10 protein-coding genes are annotated in these 22,502 nt (G+C 63.5%); 7 read left to right on the forward strand and 3 right to left on the reverse strand.

Annotation, left to right across the window (positions count from 1 at the left end; translation table 11 throughout):
- The first annotated feature begins 12 nt into the window (after window positions 1-12).
- Genes OHL11_RS13845 through OHL11_RS13865 form a run of 5 tightly spaced genes read left to right on the forward strand, consistent with a single transcriptional unit; the run spans window position 13 to window position 10,922 of the window.
- The gene (locus tag OHL11_RS13845; RefSeq protein WP_263372118.1) at window positions 13-2,256 is read left to right on the forward strand and encodes a GH92 family glycosyl hydrolase; all 2,244 of its coding nucleotides are present in this window, start codon (window positions 13-15) and stop codon (window positions 2,254-2,256) included.
- Window positions 2,257-2,311: 55 nt separating this feature from the next.
- Window positions 2,312-4,537, forward strand: coding sequence for a GH92 family glycosyl hydrolase (locus OHL11_RS13850; protein WP_263372119.1), 2,226 nt, complete (start codon window positions 2,312-2,314; stop codon window positions 4,535-4,537).
- A gap of 3 nt (window positions 4,538-4,540) precedes the next feature.
- Complete coding sequence (locus OHL11_RS13855; protein WP_263372120.1) at window positions 4,541-8,200, forward strand: hypothetical protein; 3,660 nt, start codon at window positions 4,541-4,543, stop codon at window positions 8,198-8,200.
- Window positions 8,200-9,282, forward strand: a complete 1,083-nt coding sequence (locus OHL11_RS13860; protein ID WP_263372121.1) for a hypothetical protein — start codon at window positions 8,200-8,202, stop codon at window positions 9,280-9,282. Before OHL11_RS13855 ends, OHL11_RS13860 begins: the two co-directional genes overlap by 1 nt.
- Complete coding sequence (locus OHL11_RS13865; RefSeq protein WP_263372122.1) at window positions 9,279-10,922, forward strand: glycoside hydrolase family 28 protein; 1,644 nt, start codon at window positions 9,279-9,281, stop codon at window positions 10,920-10,922. Before OHL11_RS13860 ends, OHL11_RS13865 begins: the two co-directional genes overlap by 4 nt.
- A 58-nt stretch (window positions 10,923-10,980) precedes the next feature.
- Here the strand turns inward: OHL11_RS13865 and OHL11_RS13870 are convergent, their stop codons facing one another.
- Complete coding sequence (locus OHL11_RS13870) at window positions 10,981-14,175, reverse strand: beta strand repeat-containing protein (protein ID WP_263372123.1); 3,195 nt, start codon at window positions 14,173-14,175, stop codon at window positions 10,981-10,983.
- 239 nt (window positions 14,176-14,414) lie between these two features.
- On the opposite strand from OHL11_RS13870, the gene OHL11_RS13875 reads away from it, so the two are divergent.
- Entirely contained in the window at window positions 14,415-17,141 is a 2,727-nt protein-coding gene (locus tag OHL11_RS13875; protein ID WP_263372124.1) for a glycoside hydrolase family 31 protein, read from the forward strand.
- Here the strand turns inward: OHL11_RS13875 and gluP are convergent.
- Window positions 17,138-18,382: a glucose/galactose MFS transporter gene (gluP, locus tag OHL11_RS13880; RefSeq protein WP_263372125.1), complete on the reverse strand. Its 1,245-nt coding sequence runs from the start codon at window positions 18,380-18,382 to the stop codon at window positions 17,138-17,140. The genes OHL11_RS13875 and gluP overlap by 4 nt on opposite strands.
- A 109-nt stretch (window positions 18,383-18,491) precedes the next feature.
- Between gluP and OHL11_RS13885 the strand changes: the two genes are divergently transcribed.
- Window positions 18,492-21,410, forward strand: coding sequence for a DOMON domain-containing protein (locus OHL11_RS13885; protein ID WP_263372126.1), 2,919 nt, complete (start codon window positions 18,492-18,494; stop codon window positions 21,408-21,410).
- Here OHL11_RS13885 and OHL11_RS13890 read toward each other — a convergent pair whose 3' ends face one another.
- Window positions 21,411-22,442: a LacI family DNA-binding transcriptional regulator gene (locus OHL11_RS13890; protein WP_263372127.1), complete on the reverse strand. Its 1,032-nt coding sequence runs from the start codon at window positions 22,440-22,442 to the stop codon at window positions 21,411-21,413.
- Window positions 22,443-22,502: the final 60 nt, after the last annotated feature.

Here is a 22,502-nt window from a genome sequence, read left to right on the forward strand (position 1 = left end):
ACACGGTTGTTTTTGCTCGAACGTCGACGCAATGTTGTACTCGCTCTCACGCTCGCTGCGTGCGCTGTGGCCTCCGCGCAGAGGCAGGACGCCTACGCGCTGGTCGACCCTCGCATCGGCACGGCACACGATGGACAGACGTTCCCTGCGGTGGGCGTGCCTTTCGCGATGACGAACTGGACGCCCGAGACGAGGCCTGCGGAGATCAAGTGTAAGTCGCCCTACTACGATGCGGACACGACGCTGACAGGCTTTCGCGGCAGCCATTGGCTGAGCGGAAGCTGCACGCAGGACTATGGCTCGGTGACAGTCATGCCCACGACCGGCGTGCTTCACGTTTCGCCGACAGATCGTGCTTCGGGCTTCCGTCACGCCAGCGAGATCATGCATCCGGGCTACTACGCTGTGAACGAAGACCGCTACCACGCGCGGGTGGAGATGACCGGATCGTCGCACGCATCGGTGATGCGCATTCATTTCGACGAGAAGACTGCGCCGCGAAATCTGATCGTGCAACCCTACGTACATGCGGGCGAAGGCTACGTCGAGGTGCGTCCCGAGGCGCATGAGATTGTCGGCTTCAACCCTGTGCATCGCATCTACATCGGAGCCGGAGAGTCTGCAGGCTTCAGCGGATACTTCGTCATTCGCTACACGGGTGAGGCTTCGGGGGCAGGCACGTGGTGCGGCACCGCTGTGCATGAAGGCGTCGATCGCCAGGAGGGCAAGGGGTGCGACGCGCTTGGTGGCTATGTGCGCTTTGGCAAGCTCGCCAAGGACACTTTGACCCTGCATATCGGCATGTCGTTTACAAGCCTCGAGGAGGCGCGCAAGAACCTGGATGCAGAGGTCGGTGCGAAGACGTTTGACGAGGTGCGTGCGTCCACAGAAAAGTTGTGGCGCGAGTGGCTGCACCGCATCGAGGTGCAGGGCGGTACCGCTGATCAACGCGTGCAGTTCTACACGGCGCTCTATCATGCGTCGCTTTCCCCTCGCGTGGCCAGTGATGTCGACGGCACCTACAACGGCTTTGCGCAGGAAGGGAAGCTGCACAAGGCTGCGGCGGGTACGGCATACTACGACGACTTCTCGCTGTGGGATACCTTCCGCGCGCTGCATCCGTTGCTGACCATCCTTGATCCTGAGCGCGAAGGCCAGATGGTGCAATCGCTGGTGGACAAAGGCGAGCAGGGCGGCTTCCTGCCGATCTTTCCTGCGTGGAACAGCTATACCCAGGAGATGATCGGCGACCATGCTGTGGCGGTGATCGGGGACGCGTATGCGAAGGGCTTGCGCGGGTTCGACGTGCAGAGCGCGTATGCGCTGGTGATGCGCAATGCGATGGGATTGCCGCCCGCAGAGGAGTACGCAAAGGGCAAAGGGCGGCGGGCGCTGGAAAGCTACATGCACTACGGCTTCGTTCCGCTCGAGGACCACATTTACGAGGCCTTCCATCGGGATGAGCAGGTCTCACGCACACTGGAGTATGCGTACGACGACTTCGTCGCGTCACGGTTTGCGCGCGCGCTTGGCCATAACTCCGATGCCGATGTGCTGCTGATGCGTTCGCGTAACTGGCGACATGTTTTCGACCCTGCAATGGGCTTCGTGCGCGGGCGCCACGCAGACGGCTCGTGGGTATCTCCGTTTGATCCGGCAAAGCCAGCCAAGTACATCACCGAAGGCTTGCCGTGGCAGTACACCTTCTTTGTGCCGCAGGATGTTCCGGGCCTGATCCACGCGGTTGGTGGGGAGAAGGCGTTCGTCGAAAAGCTCGACGGCTTGTTCGATAAAGGTTTGTACGAGCAGGGGAATGAGCCGAGCCACGCGATTGCGTATCTCTACAACAGCGCGGGCGCGCCTGCGAAGACACAGCAGCGCGTGCATGAGATTTTGCGCACGCAGTTCACCGTTGGGGCCGCGGGGCTTCCCGGAAATGACGATGCCGGTCAGATGTCAGCATGGTATCTGCTGAGCGCGATGGGTTTCTATCCGGTCTGTCCCGGCACGACGGCCTATGAGTTGGGCACGCCGATGTTCGAGCGCGTCACGATCCATCAGCCGTCGGGCAAGGACTTTGCGATCGAAGCTCCAGGCGCTTCGACAACGCGGTTCTATGTCGCGCAGGCAACGCTGGACGGCAAACCTCTCCATGGAACCACGGTGGACCATGCGGACATCGTGCGTGGAGCGCGGTTGACGCTGACGACTTCGGCAGACGCTGTAAATTCCCTGGGATCGACCCCGCAACCGTAACGCAGAGCAGAAAGAGACGGTCTCAATGGTCTGGCAGTGCAAATGGAAACGTTTCATGTTCGGAATGGCGCTGGGGTGCTGCGGTGCGATGGCCGCTCGTGCGCAGAACTCGCGCTGGGTAGATCCGTACATCGGCAGCGAAGGCGGCGGGCATGTCTTTGTGGGCGCGGCGGTGCCCTTCGGAATGGTGAAGGCCGGTCCGGATGTAGGTGACAACACCGGCAATGGCGGCTGGCTTCCCGAAGGAAAGATCAACGGCTTCAGCCAGACGCATGTCACCGGCACAGGCGGTGGTGCGAAGTACGGCAACGTGCTGATTCAGCCGACGGTGGGCCGCGTCAGCGCACAGGACGCCGGGTCCCTGCGCTCTGGCGAGCATGTGGAGGCGGGGCTCTATCGCGTTCGTCTCGACCGCTACGCCACTCAGGTCGCGGTGACGACGAGTTCGCGCGCGGCGCTCTATGAGCTGCAGTTTCCTCGCGGCGGTGAGCACGGTCTGCTGATCGATGCGGGCCACTGTCTCAGCAGCTATCCGAACCAGAACGAAGATCAGCGCACGGTGGCTTCGACCGTGCGCGTCGTTAGCGATCACGAGATCGAAGGCTCGACCTCGGTGGCGGGCGGATGGAACTTCCAGAAGAAGCCGTATCGCGTCTTCTTCAGCGTGCTGACGGATACCGCGATTGCGACGCAGAGCGGATGGCATGATGAGCAGCACGATCTGCCGTTGAAGGTGGGCGACGCCCTACAGGGCGTGAAGTCCGGCGTTTGGCTGGGCTTTGGTGCGAAGTCGGCCGCGTTGGTGCATGTGAAGGTGGGCATCTCGTTTCTCAGCGAACAGCAGGCACGGGCCAACGCAGAGCAGGAGATTGTGGGCTTCGACTTCGCAGCTGCGCTGGCCAAGGCACGCCATGCGTGGGACGCGGCGCTCGACACGATTGAAGTCGAGGGCATCGACGATACGCATCGCAGGATCTTCTACACGGCGATGTATCACATGATGTTGATGCCGACCGACCGCACCGGCGAAAACCCCGCGTGGCACTCGAGTGAGCCTTACTACGATGACTTCTATGCGATCTGGGACACCTTCCGCACTTCGGGACCGCTGCTCACGCTGATTGCGCAGGACCGCCAGGCCGGCATGGTGCGTGCGTTGATCGACATCTATCGCCACGAGGGTTGGCTTCCCGACGCACGCAGCGGTAACAGCAATGGGCGCACGCAGGGCGGCAGCAATGCGGAGTTCGAGATCACCGACGCGTACGTGAAGGGGCTCCCGGGCATCAACTGGGAGGACGCGTTCAAGGCGGTACAGCATGACGCCGAGGCGACTCCCGATGACCAGAGGATGGAGGGCCGCGGGGGCATCGAGGACTGGAAGTCGAAGGGCTATCTCACCCTCGAGGGTGTGGACCGCCCGGGCTCCAAGCAGATGGAGTATGCGGCGGACGACTACGAGGTGGCTCTGCTGGCCAGAGGGCTTGGCAAGCAAGCGGAGTATGCGAAGTATCTGCAGCGTTCGCGCAACTGGGAGAGGCTCTGGAACGATGCGTACGAAGAGGACGGCGTGCGTGGCTTCATCTGGCCTCGGCACAAGGATGGAAGCTGGCGCGCGAAGTTCAACGGAGCCGAGGGTTGCAGCTGGGGCGGAGAGACGTTCTACGAGGGGAACTCGTGGACATACTCTACCTTCGTTCCGCAGGACAACGCACGCCTGGTTGCGAAGGCCGGTGGAGGCGATGCGTTTGCGCACAGGCTCGATCTGTTTCTCAGCAACAAGGACCGCTACGACGTCGGCAACGAGCCGGGTTTCATGGCGCCGTATCTCTATCTGTGGACGCGGCACGCTGCCGAGACTGCGGATCACCTGCGCGCGATCCTGGCGGCGAGCTACAACGCGAGCCGCTCCGGTATTCCGGGCAACGACGACTCCGGTGCGATGTCGAGCTGGTATCTTTTCGGCGTGATGGGCTTCTACCCCAACGCGGGACAAGATGTGTATCTCATCGGCAGTCCATCGGTGCCGCGGACGGTGCTTCATCTCGCGCAGGGCAAGAGCTTCGTCATCGAAGCCAAGGGTGTTTCCGAAGAAAACAAGTATGTAGACCATGCAGAGCTGAATGGAAAGCCGTTGGACCGTGCATGGTTCAGGCATGGTGAGATCGCCCGAGGAGGAACGCTGGTGCTGCACATGACCGCAAAGCCCAGCGCCTGGCCGACGGGAGCTTTTCCGCCATCCGCTTCGGATGGTGTGCAGGAAGTGGCAGAAGGGAAGTAAACGATGTCGATCTTACGAACGAATTTTCGTGAGAAGGATGCGCCGCATCTGGCGAAGGCCGCGCAGCAGTTGGGGATGCAGTTTGCGGAGGCGCAGAAGGTCGCCGACGCGATTGCTGCACCGCCCGGAGATGTAGTGTTCTGGGAGGCGGGAGGCGAGTTCTCCGACGCGCAGATCACGCAGCTACAGGAGTCTGTGCGGCTGGGCGCGAACTTCATCCTGTCGCTTTCGCGCAATTCGCTCAAGCTTCCGGCACGCCTGAGCGCGATGCTGCCCACGATCGGTTGGGGCGCGCAGATCGGCTACATCAAGTCGCAGAATGATCGCCCGATCGAAGCTGGTTCGTGGGACAAGTCGGTGTTTGCGCAGGATGAGCCGCAGGGACTGCATCTGCCGTATTTCTTTCCGATCCGTCCGGTCTCGGCCGTGGAGCGCGGCGAAGGACGCTACGAGCGCTTTGATCGCCGCATCCCGAAGATGGACCGCACGGTGAAGCCGCACAACGATGCGTGGACAAGGCCGCTGCTCAATCACGACTGGCAGGTACGCGTGAGTGCGAGCGATCGTGCAGCGCAACCGCTGATTGTCACGGGTCGTTACGGCGCCGGGCGCGTGGTCGTGCTGGCGAGTTCAGTGATTGGATTCGACGCCGCGCCTCACGCGGAGGCGATCTGGTCTGCGTTGTTGCGCTGGGTGAGCGAAAAGCGTGCGCTGCCGAGCGCGGCTACGGCGGCTGAAACCGCAGCCATCAAGCTCTCAGTGGCCTCGAATGGGCCGCACGTCACGGTACAACTCGAGAACGCGGGGAGCTCGCCTGCAGAGGTGCGCGTCTTCGCACGCGTGCTCACGTGGGAGGGCGCGATGATCGGCGACGTGGTGCCTGCGAAGCCTGCGGTCACCGTGCCTGCGGGCGGCAAGGCGACCGTGGACCTGCAGCTGCCGCGTGCGTCGAGCATGGGGTATCAGGCCCTGGACGCGCGCGAGTCGCTGCAGGTACGCGTGGCAGCGCTTTCTGCTGATGAATCCGTCGTGATGGCGGAGCGCCGTTTGAGTGTCGACCTCGAACCCGCGCTGCGCGTGCGTCTGCACACAGACTCCGTTGGTTCGATTCCGACGCCGTTTCATAAGCCTGACTCGAAGAACTTCGGCGCGTTTCGCAACCGTATGGGTGCGGCTGTCGGGAACTATGCGTATCCGCCTGGCGCTACGGTGAACGCCAGTGTGACGGTTGTGAACGGGTTGCGAAATCTCGCGCCATTCGCGGCGGTTGTGGACCTCGTCGACAAGACGAACCAGTCCGTGATGGCGTTGAACGATGAAGCGACGAACTATCGCAAGGGCCCGGTGGACGCGATCAACGCGTGGGCATCGTGGCAGGGCAAGGGCAACTCCGACAACGTGCTGTTGTTCATGTTCGCAAAGCCGGTGACGGTGGCGTCGTTCACGATCGTGGGCTGCGATGGCTCTTCGGTCGATGGCCAGGAGCATAATCCGTTGCTCGCGATCGTGCAGTTCGACGACAAGGAAGTGCTGCGCGCTCCGCTGGAGGACGCGTTCATCGCGGGCCATGGGCAGGCGTATGTTCCGCTGAAGCAGCCTGCGTCGGTGACGAAGTTGACGATCCGCTTTCCGTGGGTTGCGGCGCAGCCGGGCAAGCGTCGACAGGCCCCGTGGCTGGGCGACATTCGCATCTCCGGTTGGGTGGGAGAAGCGCCGCCATCAGCGAAGGAGACGGTGGAAGTGACGCTTGAGAACGCGATGACCGGCGAGAAGAAGTCGCTGCTCAAGCAGGAGGTTGCTCTGGATGGTGGCACGCGACAGTCGCTGAAGCTGCAGTGCAAACTGCCGGACGATGCGGAACTCGGCTTCTACCGCTTGACGGCCACGGCAGGCCGCAGTCACTCGTCGATGCCGCTGCTGGTGACGCGCGGAGACAAGGCGCTGAAGCCGATCACCGACATCATTCCAGACGACAGCGCAGCGTTGGGATTCATCGTGACGCGCGGCTTTCGCAACGTCTTTAATACCGGCACAGGCACGGCGGAGATCATCTCCGGCTGGGGGCAGCCGGATGATCTGGTGTGGGCTTACAGTCGGCAGTTGAAACAGATTCGTCAGCAGGCGCGCACCGCGTCTTCGCGGCTCTATCTTTCTGAAGACGACATGCGCCACTACTCTTCGCCGTGGAAGTCCTTCGCGGGCGGGCAGTTCTTCTTCGACGTTGCGACACCGCTGCTGGTGGAGCGCATGAAGGCGCATCCGAACTGGTCGAAGTCGCCGATGGTGCATCTGGATTTCTCCGACCGCTGGGACACCGGGCCGGACACCACCGCGCTGCATGGATGGCAGGACTACGTTGAGTTCGATCGTCATCTGCGTCGTAGCGGCAAACCTGGCTTGAAGGGCAAGACGAGGAGCCAGGTGGGCGCGGAGATTCACGCCGAGCATGAGGCGGAGTGGCAGTCCTGGCACCTGGAGCGCTATTGCACGGCGGTGAAAGGGATGCGCGACGCATTCGCCGCCGAGAAGAAGGACCTGACGATCATTGCGCAGGGACTGCCGATCGTTGCAGGCGCAGACGCCGCTGCTGCGCTGGCACCGACGATCCGCGGCATGAGTGACGATTCGACGTGGGGAATGATCTCCGACAGCTCTGCGCTGACGACCGGGCGCCAGCTTGGCGAGATCGCCTTCAACCCTGCGTGGAAGGTCTCGACACAGGGCATGTGGGGCTATCCGTCGAGCGTTCTGAACAACGAGCACTGGCACTCGCCGGTGTCGACCACGGAGCCCTCGCGGCGCGTGATGTATGACCGCGCGTGGCGCGGCATGGTGTGGGACGACGGCAGCTTCCGCTCGGTCTATACGTACGGTTACAACTCCAACGTGGGCATCGCGTACACGATGAACGACAACGACTGGCAGCAGTGGTGGCTGATGCTGGAGCGTCATTCGCTGCTGTCGCCGGAGGCTCCGCTCGGTGCCGGGCTTGTGGTCAGCAGCAGCTTCTATGCAGACCCCGCGCACGTGAAGTTCAGTTGCGGCGACGCGCTGGAAGCCAACGAGCTGATTCCCGTGTACGCGCGGGCGTTCGAGTATCTGAGCAACGCCGGCGTTCCGCTGGCGTTTGGTGCGAACCTGCGCACGCTGGACAAATGGAAGGGCGATGCGCCGTTGGTGCTGCTCAACCCGGCGATGTTCAACGAGGCCGAGGTGGCCAATGTTGCCGCGTTGCAGAAGCGTGGCGTGAAGATAATCGCGTTCGGCGGCGGTGAAGGCGGTGCGGGCATCGAGGCGATGAAGAAGCTCGGCGTGCCGCTGCTGGCTGCAGATCCGATGAGCTTCAACGCGCTCGACGCGATGCGGCTTGAGCCGGAGATTACGAAGGCCCTGGCGTTGCCGTTGCAGTTTCCTGCAGGCGCTTCCGGTTACGGTTTTCGCTCCGGCGCGACGAGTCTGGTGGTCGTCGAAGACTGGTGGGAGAAGGGACGTGCGTTGCAGGTGCGCGTGCGTGTGCAGAATCCTGCCGCGAAGTCTGCGCAGGCCTGCGGCGTGAACGATCATGTGGCCTTCGACGTGAAGCGCGAGGGTGATTTCTGGGTGGTGAATATGCCGGTGCGGCCTGCGGATGCAGAGATCATCGCACTGAGGGAGGTGGCCTGATGCGTCGTCGTGATTTCATAGCTGCTGCAGGCGGCGGGTTGCTCGCTTCGGTCAATCCGCCGTCGATCGGCGCGTTTGTAAACGCGGTCGCAGGGCCGGCGCGTGGCCTTCTCTTCGGTGTGGATGCGCGCGTGAGCGCGAAGCTGGCCACGGCGCTGGCCTCGCTGCAGGAAGCTGCCCCGACGCATCCTCTGCTGCGCGCGATGGGAGCAACGGGCAAGGTCCCGGTGAGCGACACGAGGAAGCTGTTGGCTTCGCCGAAGGACCTGGCCTACAACCACCTGCTGCTGATCGGTCGTCCCGACGATCCACTGATCGTCGCCGCGTGGCAGCGTGAAGCGGAGTTCTCCGCCAAGGGGGCTTACATCTACGGCTTCGGTGGCTTCAGCGGCGATGTCGGGTACGTGGAGTCAGACCGCAGCCCGTTCTTGCATTCGCTCGTCGTGCCGAGCGCGCCTTACGAAACAGAAGTCATCACGATCACCGGCACGACCGACGAGGGCATTGCGCTGGCGTTGCGCGCGTTCCTGGATCGTGGCCTGGTGAACGGCGTGGTTGCGGCCAATGGCTGGAAACGCACAGAGACCACGTTGCTGGACCGTGATCCTTTGCCGCCAAAGTTCGAGCTACCGGTGGAGCTTGCGCCCGAAACGCTGGAGGGCTACACGCGTGTGGCCTACGTGCAGGCGTCGGAAGATGAGTATCGCGGCGTGCTCGAAGACACGAGTCTGGAGCCGTTGCAGATGGCGCGCTTCAAGTACTATCGCGCGGGCGCGTGGGATGGCAAAGGCGCGGCTGCTGCATTCGACAATTACTCCTTCGGTTTGCATCGACGAGCGTATGGCAATACGCTTTGGCTGGCGAGGTTCGCCAGCGAGAGTGACGCATCTGCGGCTGCGCCGAAGATCGCCGCCACCGCAAAGTTGACCAGGAGCGGAGAGCGTTGGACCGGCGTGCAGCCGGCGTATGGCTTCGCACCCCCGGGACAGCAGAGCGCGCCGGCCGGACCGTTGCAGCTTTGGCAGCAGAAGGAGTGGGTGTTGATGAGTACGCTGGATTCGACGAAGGGAAGTGCGTCGTGAGCGGAGAACAGAAGCTGCTGGACCGCCGTCGGTTTCTCGCGGCCACGGGCATGGCGGGCGCGATGAGCATTACCGCCGCGGCCCAGGGCAAGGTCGTTGCGGCGTCGAGCGAAGGCGCTGTCGCTGACGGGCGCACGCTGAATACGGTTGCGCTGCAGCGGGCGATCGATCGTGCGCACGAAGCTGGTGGCGGCGTCGTGGTGCTCACGCCGGGCGTGTACCTCAGCGGCGGCTTGCAACTGCGCAGCAACGTTACGCTGCGTCTTGAGGCGGGATCGGAGCTGCTGGGTAGTCCTCGAACGGAGGACTACCAGTATCATCCGGGCCCTGCTGAAGAAGGCGATGCGAACGGTCGTCACCTGATCTTCGCGATCGACGCGGAGAACATCGCGGTCGAAGGACTTGGCACGATCGACGGCAACGGCGCACACTTCTGGCATCGCAAGGGCCGCCCCCAGGCGAAGCCCGAAGACATGTGGGCCGACGTGGTTGCGTGGGATTACGAAGCTGCTACGCCCCGGCGTCCGGCGCCTATGCTTGAGTTTGCCCGCTGCCGCAACGTGCGTGTCGAGGGCGTCACGCTGGCGAATGCGCCGAGTTGGACGATGCGTCCGATCGCTTGTGAGTCCGTCTGGATTCACGGCGTGCGCGTTCGCAATCCCATCTTTGCGCCGAACACGGATGGCATGGACATCACCGCCAGCCGCAACGTTTTCATCTCTGACTGCGACATCGCCACGGGCGATGATGCGATCTGCATCAAGAGTGAGAACCCCTACGGCGAGCTGCTGCCCACCAAGAACATCACGATCACCAACTGCGTGTTCACGACCTGCTGCAACGGTCTGAAGCTGGGCACGGCGACATATGGCCGCTTCGAGAACATCACGTTTTCAAACTCCGTGATCTACAACGAAGCATCATCGCCGTTAAATGAACGCGTGATCGCAGGCATTGCCCTGGAGATGGTCGATGGTGGATCGATCGAAGGCGTTGCGATCTCCAACATCGTGATGGAGAACGTGCGTACGCCGCTGTTCGTGCGACTTGGCGAGCGACACAAGGGCCGAGGCAGCTTCGTGCGGGACATCAAGATCAGCGGCATTCAGGCGCGCGGTGCGCTGCTGACGAGTTCGATCATGGGCGTCGAAGGGATGCCGGTCGAGAACGTCTCGCTGCGGGATATCTCGATCGCAACCGTGGAGAAGGGCGAACGCAAATGGGCGCATGGAATGCCCCCAGAGATGCGCGAGTTCTATCCCGAGGCGCGCATGTTTGGCAGGCTTCCCGCTGCGGGTTTGTATGTGCGTCATGCGAAGGGGATCTCGGTCAGTGCCTTCAGCCTGAACTCGGAGACTCCGGACCCTCGACCGGTGATCGCGACCGAGGATGTATCGGATGTGGAATTGCTGCACGTGAAGGCAAGCGCTGCGGCCGAAGGCGAGCCTCTGCTGCGCTTACGCAATACGCAGAACGCCTGGGTAAGCGGAACGCGCGCACCTGCGGGAACTGCGGTGTTCGTCGAAGTTGCGGGCGCGACTTCGAGCGGGATTGCGCTGCACGGCAACGAGACGAGCAGCGCGGCGAAGGTCGTTGCCTTTGCAGAAAACGCGAAGGCGGAGGCGGTTACCGGGGCCTGAGAGTGAGTGTCACGGAAAGCCCACGCTGACGGATCAGCGTGGGCTTTCTCGTGGATGCTTACTTCTGGTAGGTGGAGACGATCGGCGTCGCTGCGGACGCGGTGGGAATGCTCACCGCGCGTGTGCCGGTGATGGCGTAGCCGATTGCGCTCGAGGTGCTGGAGGTGGTGAAGAGCAGGCGGCCCGTGAGGTCTTCGGTGTACGTGGCCGACGAGCTTTGCGCCGTGCTCAGCGTGCCTGCGGGGACGCTGGTATCGAGCACGTTGGCGATCTTGCCGGTGACGAGACCGTTCACGCTGCCCGAGGAGAAGCTCCAGGTGGAGATGCCGGAATCCAGCGGTGCTGCCACAGGAATCGTCGGCGTGGCCACGGCAAAGATGCCGGAATCCAGCGGCATCTGCGACGTGGTGCTGGGCACCTGAAGCTCGTAGCGTACCAGCGCAGGATAAGTGCTTGTGGTCGAGAGGTCGATGCCGTAGCCTGCGCCCTGTCCGTAGAGATAGATGGTCTGCGAGAGCGCGCCGGTGATCGTCATCGCGACGCGGCCGGTGACGCCGACGGTGAAGGACGCGGACTTGCTCTGCGATTGCGTCAACGTACCCGCTCGATTGGCATCGACCAGAAAGGTGCCGAGGCCCGACGAGGTATAGGTCAGCGCGGAGAGGATCGCGTTCGACGCCGTGGGGAAGGTCGTTGCGCCATCGCCGCCGCTCGCCTGGGTCTCGTAGCTGATGGAGACGGAAGGGAAGGCCGTGGTGGCGGCGTAGGAGGAGTACTGCTGCAGGCGGGCTTCGCCGGCAAGCAGCGCCGAAGTGGTGTGCGTGTCGATCGAGAGCAGCAGCATCTGGTTGGCGTTCACGATGACGTAGCTGTAGTTCACCGGCGCTGCGGTGAACTGCGTGCCGGTGTAGGTGAACTTCAGCGTGCCGCGACCGTTGGTGGTGGAGGGCGCGACGAAGGTTCCCGTAAGGCTGAGGCTGCTGTAGTTGGTGCCGTAGGCTGAGGCGTCCTCGGTGCCCGAGGTGATGGCGGAGGTGCCGTCGGCGGTGAAGAGTCCTGCTGCGACGACCGGTCCATACTTGACCGACGAGCCGCAGGCGGAGCAGGCGGACTCGCCCGAAAGGCCGAAGACGAAGCTGTTCTTCACCGTGCTCGCAGCGAAGGCGGATGCCGTTTGCGCGAGAGCGTAGCCGCTGCTCTGCATGCCGGTGCCGGTGGAGTTGTCAAAGCCGGTGAGTGCGACGTACTGCGCGACGCCGGCCGTCTGGCTGGAGAGCGCCACCGCGTACACCAGCGACTGTGCGCCGATCGTGATGGTCATCAGGCCACGACCATCGGTGTTCACCGCATAGGTGCCGGAGAGGGTCTGGGCCGTCTGTACGCCGCTGCTTCCATCGTTGAGGTCGACCACACCGGTGAGGGTGCCGTTGCCGTCGGCGTTGAAGCTGCCGAGGATGCCCCGGGCGTAGACCTTGCCATCGCCCACCGTCGTGCTGCCCGGGCGGCCGGTGACGAGGAAGGCATAGCTGCCCTTCAGCGTCCCGTTCGCGGTGCCACCTGAGAGCGTACTTCCGATGGCGATGGTGAAGGCCTTGGTGACGCTCGCGCCGGTGCTGTCGGTAACTGCCACGGTGAAGCTGTACGTTCCGCCGACGAAGGTGTTGCCGGAGATCACGCCGCCTGCGGAGAGTGTGAAGCCGCTCGGTAGCGTGCCGCTGTAGAGGGTCCACGTATAGGGCGTTGTGCCGAGCGAGGCGGAGAGCGTCGCAGAGTAAGGCGTTCCGATATTGCCAGCCGGCAGCGATGTCGTATCGATCTGCAGCAGCGATGGAGCAACGACCTTCATCGTGTACGTCTGGGTTACGGTGGCGGGAGTGGTGTCGGTAGCCTGCACCGTGAAGGTCGTCGTGGCAACCGCCGAGGGTGTGCCGGAGATCAGGCCGCCGGGGGAAAGCGTCAGCCCCGCCGGTAGCGTGGAGCCTGCCGCGAGCGACCAGGTAATCGGTGCATTGCCGCCGGTGGAGGCAAGTTGCAGCGAATACGGCAGGCCTGTCGTTCCCGAGGGAACTGTGGTGGTCGTGATGGCGAGCGTGCTCAGCACGATGGTGAGGTTGAGGTTGACGCTGGCGGTCTGCGCCGGGGTGAAGGAGTCCGTCGCCTTCACGGTGAGCGCGGCGTTGCTGACCGGCGTGGTCGGCGTGCCGGAGAGAAGGCCGGTGCTACTGAGCGTGAGCCCCGCAGGCAGCGTGCCTGAGGTGATGCTCCAGGTCACCGGCGACTGCCCGCCGGTGGACTGCAGTTGTTGCGAATACGCGTTCTTCACCGAGCCCTGCGGCAGGGAGGTCGTCGTGATGGCGAGCGGCGCGTAAATGGTGATGGTGAAGGTAGCGCTGGCCTTCAGTGGCGTGGGGCTGGAGTCCGTGGCCTGCACGCTGAAGGTCGTGGCGCCTGCCGCGGTCGGCGTACCGGAAATCACGCCTGCAGAGGAAAGCGTCAGTCCTGCGGGCAGCGCTGCGCTGCCGCTGGCGAGAGCCCAGGTGACTGGCGCGGTGCCATACTGCGAGGTCAGCGTCGCGCTGTAAGGCTGATTGAGCAGACCATTGGGCAGCGTCACCGTGGTAATGGCGAGGTTCGCCGCAACGATCGTCAGTGTCTCAAAGAGTTGGATGCTCTGCGGCGTGGTCGCCGAGTCGGTCACGCTGACCGAGAAGGTGAAGGTGCCCGAAACGGTGGGAAGGCCCGAGAGCAGACCTGTGCTCGAAAGCGTGAGCCCTGCGGGCAGCGTACCGGACGCGACCTTCCAGGCCACAGGTGCGGCTCCGCCTGTTGACGCAAACTGATAGGTGTACGAAGCGGCGACGCGACCGGAGGGGATCGTCGGTGTCGTCGCGGCGAGCGCAGGGAAGACGTTGATCGTCGTTGTCGCGGAGGACTGCGGTGCATTGATCGGGAACGCGTTCACCAATGCGATGAACTGCCCGGTGAGCGTCGCGGGCGCCACGTAGGTCGCGGAGCTTGAGGTCTGCTGGGTCAACTGGCCGCCGGAGCTGTCGAGCAGCTGCCACGTCACGCCACCGTTGTTGCTGTCGTTATTCACCTTCGCAGTGAAGGCGACGCTCTGCCCGGCATCGAGTGCCAGCGTGCCCGAGGGCGTGAGCGTGTCCGTAATCTTCGGGGCCGCGGAGTTCCCGCAGCCCGCGAGAGAGAGGAGGCCGGCCGTGGTGAGCAGAAAAGCTGCGACGATCTTACGCATGAGTACAAACTCTTTCCGAGGAGAACTCCATAGAGCTCTCCCCCAAGACATAAACCTGGCAGTGACGGCGTGGAGACGTTTTTTATCGCCAAAAGCGGGCGAAAACTGGTAACGTTTCCATGCTGAAGTTGAGCCACTTTGCGAGCGAGCAACTTATACCCTCTGCCACGATAGAGAGTCAACAGATTCTTCGCGTCGCAATGGGTCAGTTTATGAACGCGATCTTTCATGGAGTTGTTGTGAAGAATTTCCTGCGCACCATGCTGTGCCTGTCGCTTGTCCCCGTCGCCGCCGCGCAGCACTCTGTACCGCGTGCCACTGAAGGCACTGCCGAACGTTATGATTCGACCGCGGCCGCAGCGGCCGCGGTGGTGTTCGACCACGCACGCTTCACCGTGTTGACGCCGCAGCTGATCCGCCTGGAGTGGTCAGCAGATGGCACCTTCGAAGACCGCGCGTCGTTCACCTTTCTCAACCGCCATCTCGCGGTGCCGAAGTTTTCACAGCAGCTGACGGGCAGCGGTGACACGCGCACACTGACGATCGACACAGGCGCACTGAAGCTGACCTATCAGCCCGCAAAGGGGGACGAAGGCTTCACCAGCGCAAACCTTTCCATCGCGCTCGACGTAAATGGGAAGTCGGTCTCCTGGAAGCCCGGCATGGCGCCCAGTGGCAATCTGCTGGGTACGGCACGCACGCTCGATGGGGTGAAGGGCGATGACGTAAAGCTGGAGCAGGGGCTGCTCTCACGCGATGGCTGGACGTTGGTCGATGACTCCTCGCGCCTGCTCTTTGACTCTGCGGATTTCTCGATGAGCAAGGGCCTCGCCAGCAACTGGCCGTGGTTTGCGCAGCGCAAGCCCGGCAAGCGTGTGGACTGGTACTTCTTCGGCTACGGCCATGAGTACGCGCGCGAGATGGGCGATTACGTTCGCGTGGCCGGACGCATCCCGCTGCCGCCACGCTACGCTTTCGGCATGTGGTGGTCGCGCTACTGGGCGTATAGCGATCAGGAGTTGAACGAACTTGTCAGCGGTTTCCGCTCGCGCAACCTGCCGCTGGATGTACTCGTCATCGACATGGACTGGCACATCGCCGTGCGTGGCAATGAGCAGGACCCGTCGGGCCACCGGAAGGGCTGGACCGGCTACACCTGGAACAAGAACCTCTTCCCCGAACCGGAGTTGTTCCTGCATCGCCTGCATGAGGAAGGCGTGCACGCGACGCTGAATCTTCATCCGGCGTCGGGTGTGCAGACCTTCGAGGCTCCGTACGCGGAGATGGCGCGCGCCATGGGCCAGACCGACGGCAAGTACGTGCCGTTCCAGATCACGGACCGCAAGTTTGCCGAGAACTACTTCGACATCCTGCATCATCCGCTGGAGAAGCAGGGCATCGATTTCTGGTGGCTCGACTGGCAGCAGGAAGCGCATACGGATGTGGCCGGGGTGGATCCGACCTTCTGGCTGAACTATCTTCACTTCACCGACCAGGAGCGCGAGGGCAAGCGCCCGATGCTCTTCCATCGCTGGGGTGGTCTCGGCAACCATCGCTACCAGATCGGCTTCTCCGGCGACACCATCTCGAAGTGGGAGTCGCTGGCCTTTCAGCCGAACTTCACAGCAACCGCAGCGAACGTCGGCTATGCGTACTGGAGCCACGACATCGGCGGCCACATGCCCGGTGCGATTGAGCCGGAGTTGTATCTGCGCTGGCTGCAGTTCGGCGCGTTCAGCCCCATCCTGCGCACGCACACCACAAAGAACCCGGAGGCCGAGCGCCGCGTGTGGGCGTATCCGGAGCCGTACAGCGACATCATGGAAGCGACGTTGCGCCAGCGCGCTGCATGGATCCCTTACATCTACACGGAGGCACGACGCACATACGACACCGGCGTGGCGTTCCTGCGGCCGCTGTACTACTCCTGGCCGGAGCAGAACGAGGCTTACGACGCGAAGAACGAGTTTCTCTTCGGCGACAACGTCATCGTGGCGCCGGTCACCTCGCCGGTCGACAGTGTCTCCGGGCTTGCTCAGGAGAGCCTCTGGCTGCCGCAGGGTGAGTGGATCGAGCAGTCCAGCGGCAGGCACCTGCAGGGCGGCGCGCGGATGACGCGCGAGTACTCTCTTGAGCAGACGCCGGTCTTCATGCGTCCCGGAACGATCGTGCCCATGCAGCCGCCGATGCTGCACGTGGGCGAGAAGGCCGTGGACCCGCTGATTGTCCGCGTGGCCGCGCTCGACGACAAGCAGCAGAGCAGCTACTCACTCTATGAGGATTCGAGCGAGGGCCGCGGCTACGAAGACGCCGCCTATACACGCACAGAGTTGTCTGCCTCGCGCGAGGGTGCGGTCACTACGCTCGTCGTTCATGCGGCGAAGGGGAGCTATGTTGGCATGGTGCGCTCGCGTGCGATCCAGCTCGAGCTGCCGGGCGACTGGCCGCCGACTGCGGTGAGCGTCAACGGCAAGCGCCAGGAGCTCGTACGCGATCCGAAGGCCAGTGGCTGGCGTTTCGAAGGCAACACGCTGACGACGATCGTGCTCACCGATTCCTTCTCGACCGCGCACGACGTGACGATCCGTGTGGAGCGCGATCCGAAGCTCGTCGCGCAGTCTTCGCTGCTCGATGGCTTTGCGGGAAAGATGGTCGACCTGCGCCGAGCCTATGCGCAGATGAACGATATCTGGCCGGTGAATGATCTGGTCGCGGCCTCGCAGACGGGGGACCGCATCGGCTATCGACCGGAGCAGGCGCTACAGGAGGTGAAGGCCTTGCCGGGTCTCATCACCAGCGCACAGCGAGGTGTGGAGGAGTTCGCGGTGCGCGAAGACAAGGACTGGAAGGTCGCGCCGAAGCCAAAGGATGACGAAGATGCCGCAGCACAGCATCGCAAGCAGGCTGCGAACCAGGTTCGCCTGAAGCGCGCGCGTGCAGCGCTGGTGGCTGCTGCGAAGAACTAACCCTCGAGCACGGGGCCGCTCGCAGCGAGAGGCTGCGGGCGGCCTTTGTACTTCAGGCCGAAGAAGATCGACGGCAGATAGCAGAGTGCGGGCAGAAGGAACGAGAAGCGCAGTCCTGCTGCATCGGCGATGTGGCCTTGCACGGACGGCAGCAAAGCACCGCCGACGAGCGCCGCGACGAACAGGCCAGAGCCGGCGTCGATCAGCGGACCGAGGCCGTCGAGCGCGCTGGTGACGAGGATCGGCACCATAAGCGAGTTGCAAAGGCCGACGGCGAGCATCAACGCTGCGGCCGTGACGCCCGTGGAGCTTACCGACAGCAGGACGCAGAGCGTAGCCGTGGTGGCGAGAACGGCGAGGATGCGCTGTGGGTTAGCGCGGCGTAGCAACGGGAATCCCACGAAGCGGCCGATCATGGCCCCGCCGTTGTACAGCGAGGCGAGGAACGCCGCATGTTCTCGCGTCGCTCCGAGCGTGGAGCCGAGGCAGAGATAGTTGATCAATAGACCGCCGATCGCGATCTCCGCGCCGACATAGAAGAACATGGCGCCGACGCCAAAGAGCAGGCGACGTTGCTGGAAGAGTGCGCGATAGCTTACGTCCTGGCGTGAGGCCTGTGCGGGGCGCAGATCAGGAAGCCTGGCCACGGCGACGACGATGACGAGAGCGAACAGCCCCGCGCCGATCGCCAGATACGGCGTGCGAAATCCAGCCGAGCCTGCATGGGAAGCCGTGAGGCGCGGCAGGATCGCCCATGCGCCGAAGCTCGGTGCAAGCATGGAGCCAAGTGAGTTGACGGCGAGTGCAAGGCTGTAGCGGCTGGGCGCGTTGGACGCATCTCCAAGCAGCGAGACGTAGGGCGAGGCCGCGGTCTGCAACGCGGCGATGCCCGCTGCCATAAGGCTGAGGGCGGCGAGAAAAAGTTGGAACGACGCGTGGCTGGAGGCGCGCGCAAAGACGAGCGTGGCGCAGGCCATCACCGCAAGGCTCACCGTCAACGCGTGACGATACCCGAGGCGTGAGACCATCCGGCTTGCGGGGTAGGAGACCGCAAAGCAGGTGAGGTAGAAGGTGAGTTGAACAGCGGTGGATTCACTGTAGCTGAGATGAAAGACCTGCCGAAAAGCGCTGACGAGAACATCGTTCAGGGAGACGAGGAAGCCCCAGGTGAAGAACAGTGAGGTGACGAGCACGACGGAGGCGCGAAGCGAGAGCGAGTTCGAGGGGGCAGGAGCAGTCATGGGTGGCAGAAATCGTTGTCAGTTACCCGGCGGAGCAAGTATAGTTCCAGCGATGATGGAAAGGTTTCCAGTGATCCTTCGAAAGCTTTTTTGCGCCTTTGTGTGCACGTTGCCGATTTCAGCCCAGATGGTCACCGGCGCACGCATGCCCGGGTACGCTGACGCCTTCGCGTTGAGCAAGGACAGCGGCTTCACCGTGCAGGAACTGACGGTGACCACGCCGTCGGGAACGATGGCCAATGTGCTGGAGGGCGGCGAGCAGCCGACGCTGACGTTCCTCGTGCACGCGACCGGCCGCGGCTTCGACGGCGAAGCGCACCTGCGCATCGTGCACTATCGCACCTCAGTGCCTGCCGGGGATGTGTGGAAGCCGACGGTGTATCGCCTGGAGGAAGACCCCGGCGTAGCGGTGGAGCTTCATCTGCGCGCCGGCGGTGAGCAACGTGTCACCGTTGAGCCGAAGATCCCCGCGGCCTACGGCGGCTACGCGCTGGTGCTCGACGTGCCCGAGCGTGGGCGGGTGTTCGCTGCGACGGTAGCGCGGGTCATTGAGCCGGACGCGGGACGTGTGCAGTTCCCGACGTACGCGCTGGACACGGACTGGCCGCAGAACATGAACGAAGGCGTTTACGTGGTGATGCAGAAGCTGGGCATCAAGGGCGTGCGCACGGGCGCGGGCTTCAATCTGCCGAGTGATGCGGCGTACAAGTCGGAGCAGGCACGGCTGGAGCGTGAACTCGGATGGGCGAAGAAGCATGATGTGACGGTGATGCTGACGCTCGGCGTGGGAGACCTGCACTCGCCGATACAACCGCTGGGCATGGGCAGGCCATGGCTGACGCCGGATGGCACGATGCTGAAGTCGAAGGCCGATCTCGCGTGGATGCCGCAGTTTGATGGGCAGTTCCAGCAGTGGACCGAAGAGCTTGCCACGCAATATGGCTGGCCGAAGGGCAACCTGAACGCGGTGGAGGTGTGGAACGAACCATGGGAGAGCATCTCTATCTCGGGCTGGGGCTCGGACATTCCGCGCTATCGAACGATGTATGCGCACATGGCCGAAGGCGTGCTCGCGGCGCGCAGGAAGGCTGGCGCGCAGGTCTTGATCGGTGGAACGTCGTCATCATCGAATGCGCGCGACAAGCTTTTTGCCGATGGCAAGGACACGTTTCTGCCGGTCTTTGACTTTGTGAGTATCCACTACCAGGGGTTGGCGGCGGACCCCAGTCTGCAGCCCGAGTGGGTGCATCGCAAGGGTGCCACCGGGCCGGTGCGTGTGTGGGACACCGAGAGCTGGATCGCGAACTCTGAGGACCGCGTTGCGGGCGTGCTGGCGTCTATGCGGGCGCAGGGGCAGAGCCGCACGGCGGGCGTGTATGCGGGCAACGTGTACGAGAGCCGCAATGTGAAGGTCGGCGGTGAGGTCTTCCCCGTGGTGCAGGCGTACCCGACTGCGGCGGCGATTGCGGCGGCGCAGAAGTTCATCGGGCAGCGGCCGTTTCGCGAGATCCTCTTCCGCAACGGTCTGCCATGGGTGTTTGTGTTTGGCGATCGCGAGGGGCGGCAGGAGGATGGAACGCTGGTGGTCGTGGGCGATCTGACGAAGATCTATCCGCGCGACCGCGTGCTCTTTCGCAGTGTGAAGCTGAGTGAGAACGCTTCGCTGACGCTGGCTGCGAACGCGGCGACGAAGCTCTATGACTTCTACGGCAACCCGGTGGAGGCGAAGGACGGCGCGTATACGATTCCGCTCGACGGGCATGGGTTCTTCCTGCGTAGCGATGGCTCTGCGGGTTCGTTTGCGCGCGTCGTGGCGGCGCTGCGCAAGGCCACGATGCGGGGCGTGGAGCCGGTGGAGTTCAAGGTGCATGACTTCACGGCGCCGATCGCGAGCGCGCCTGCGGTGCGCATCGAGTTGACGAATGTGTTGAATCGCCCGGTGCATGGAACGCTGTCGGCAACGGTCGCCGGCGGGGAGATGGGGGCGGGTTCCGTCGGTGTGGACCTGGCCGCGGATGAGACGAAGATCGTTTCGCTGCCGGTGCATGGCAAGGCGGTACCGAGCAACGCCTATGCGCTGCATGCGCGCTTTGACGCGGGTGCAGACGGCGCCGCCGAGCATGACGAGATGCTGCATGTGAACTGGATTGCGAAGCGGACGATTCATGTGGACGGCGACCTGAAGGAGTGGGACGGCGTGTTGCCGCAGGTGCTGGCCAGCGAGGGCATCGGCGCGAACCTGACGGAGAAGGCGTATCTGCCGTTCATGCCGACCAACGATGCGGCCGACGCGAAGGACGCCGCGCCCACTGTGTGGACCGCGTATGACGATCAAAACTTCTACTTCGCCGCGCGCATCCCGGACTCGACGCAGGATGAAGGGATGATCCGCTTTGAGAAGCGCGACGATGACAGCTACTACTATCCCGAGCTGGTGAAGACCGCAGACGGCAACACGTTGCCGTGGCCGAACAACGTGCCGCGCTACAGCTATCGCAAGCACTTCGATGTGCCCAGCGGATCGGGCGGGCATGACAATGTGCAGATCGCCTTCAATGTGCTGGAGAAGAAGCCGTGGCTGCCGTACCCCGCAGGCACGATGCCGCACTTCATCTCGTACTGGGACACGGACTACGAGTATGCGCTGAATCCGGTGGCGAAGCAGTTTGGCGGCGGCGCTGAGGTGTGGCGTCTGCTGGCGCCGGGCGTGCCGGTGAAGTCGTACTTCCCGCGTCAGCCGAAGGCGGCCATCGACCAGGGGCCGGTGAGCGGAGCGCAGCTTGTGGTGCGCCACGATGGCAACCTGCGCATCGTGGAAGCATCGATTCCGTGGACGGAGATGCCGGCGGTGCATGAGCGCATCCTCGCCGGCAAGACGGTGAAGTTCTCCTGCCGCGTGAATGACAACAAGGGCAAGTCGCGCGAGCTGGCGACGGAGCGCTCGGTTTCCAAGGACAACCCGCCGACGTTTCATGACCCTTGGCAGACGCACTGGGCCAACGAGCTGGAGTTCGGCGCGGAGAAGTAGCTAAGCCGTCGGCGTGCAACCGCAGGAGCCGCGGATGACGAAGTCGAGGTCAAGCTGCAGGCGCTTGGCGGGCTCGTCGGCGTTGCCGTTGATGCGCGCGAGCAGTTGCGTGGCCGCGCTTTCTCCGATGCGCGAGGCGGGCTGCACCATAGCGGTCAGCGGTGGATGCAGGAAGGGGCCAAGCTGCACGTCGTCGAAGGCCACGAGCGCAAGTTCCTCGGGCACCTTGATGCTGCGGCTGGCGAAGGCTTCGATGACCTGCAGGGTGGTGAGCTCGTTGATGCTGAAGATAGCGGTGGGCGGCTGCTTCATCGCGCGCCAGATGTCGATCTGTCGGGCGACGCTGCCGTCGTCGGGCGAGACGATCTCGAGCATAGGCGGAAGTCCCGCGTCCTTGATCGCTGAGCGATAGCCATCGATACGCTGCTGAATGGTGTAGAGATGGCGATGGATGCCGATGCAGCCGATGCGCTTGTGGCCGTGGCCGATGAGATGCTGCACGGCGACCTTGGCGGCCTGCTTGTTTTTCACCAGCACGGAGTCAAAGGTGCTTGCCGAGATGGGTTGATCAAAGGCGACGACGGGCAGCTTGGAGACGCGCGTGGTGTGCAGCACGGAGTCTTCGCCATCGGAGGGCACAATGAGGATGCCGTCGATCTGGTGGCGGATGAGGTAGTCGATCTCCTCGTTCTCGATGCGGCCGTCGCCGTCGGTGAAGGCGATGATGGAGGTGTAGTGCGCCTGGCGCAGGACCTTCTGCGCACCGCGAATACACTGCGCCATGAAGGGGCCGCCGATGTTGGGCACGACGATGCCGACGGCGCCGGAGCGCTTGACGCGGAGTCCGCGGGCTAGCTCATTCCGCTGGTAGCCGAGCCGCTCGGCGGCGCGTTCGACGCGCTTGCGTGTCTCTTCGCTGACGAGGTTCTGGCCCGACAGGGCACGCGAGGCTGTACCCAGGCCAACGTCGGCTAAACGGGCCACATCAACCAGGGTGGGAGCGGGATTCGTCGATTTACTTTTGCCGGGCAAGGCGTCTCCAGAGTCATGCTACATGAAGCGGTGCTAAATCCTAGAGGCCGTGATACTTAG

Source organism: Granulicella cerasi (assembly GCF_025685575.1).
GTDB classification, from domain to species: Bacteria; Acidobacteriota; Terriglobia; order Terriglobales; family Acidobacteriaceae; genus Granulicella; species Granulicella cerasi.

Excerpts from the sequence above, each read along its gene's own strand:
- gluP (WP_263372125.1), bottom strand. The coding sequence starts at position 18,382 with ATGACTGCTCCTGCCCCCTCGAACTCGCTCTCGCTTCGCGCCTCCGTC.
- OHL11_RS13870 (WP_263372123.1), bottom strand. The coding sequence starts at position 14,175 with ATGCGTAAGATCGTCGCAGCTTTTCTGCTCACCACGGCCGGCCTCCTC.
- OHL11_RS13855 (WP_263372120.1), top strand. The coding sequence starts at position 4,541 with ATGTCGATCTTACGAACGAATTTTCGTGAGAAGGATGCGCCGCATCTG.
- OHL11_RS13860 (WP_263372121.1), top strand. The coding sequence starts at position 8,200 with ATGCGTCGTCGTGATTTCATAGCTGCTGCAGGCGGCGGGTTGCTCGCT.
- OHL11_RS13850 (WP_263372119.1), top strand. The coding sequence starts at position 2,312 with ATGTTCGGAATGGCGCTGGGGTGCTGCGGTGCGATGGCCGCTCGTGCG.